The organism is Kytococcus sp. HMSC28H12 (assembly GCF_001816045.1).
Lineage (GTDB): Bacteria > Actinomycetota > Actinomycetes > Actinomycetales > Dermatophilaceae > Kytococcus > Kytococcus schroeteri.
In genome coordinates, this window is the sequence record NZ_KV824607.1 from 1 (window position 1) to 525 (window position 525).

1 pseudogene is annotated in these 525 nt (G+C 76.8%); it reads right to left on the reverse strand.

From position 1 onward, the window contains the following. Positions 1-152: 152 nt before the first annotated feature. A pseudogene (locus tag HMPREF3099_RS13075) lies at positions 153-525 on the reverse strand (ABC transporter substrate-binding protein); the annotation flags it as partial.

Consider the following 525-nt stretch of genomic DNA (forward strand, 5'->3'; position numbering starts at 1 on the left):
CCACAGCTCGGCCAGGGCGCCGGGCACGCGGTCGGGGCGCATGGCGGCGGCCATCGGGTCGGTGCGGCCGGCCACGGCGGTGAACACCCACCAGGCCAGCACGAGCAGCAGCACGCCGAGCAGGCCACGCCCCAGGGCGCGGGCGGAGGGGGTCATGCGGAGTACTCCTCGGTACGGGGGGTCAACAGGGGCGAGTCGGGGCCGTCGAGGGCCTCCAGGGAGTGGCGCACGAACCGGTCGTCCACCACGCGGGCGTGCACCGATGCGGGGTCGGCGTCGCGCAGGAAGGCGTCGGGGGCGTCCACCACGGTGCGGCGCATGGCCTGCACCAGCCGGGTGGTGAAGTCCTTCTGCGGCCACGGGGTGAAGTCCAGGCGCTCGCCGTACCAGTCGGCGTGGTCCACCTGCGGCGGCGCGGTGCCGGGCCTCGGCCCGTGCGGGTGGTGGTGCAGCGCGGCGGCGATGGCCGGTGGCGGCTGGGGCAGGAACTCGCGGCTCAGCATCGCGGCGGCCTCGCCGCGGTGG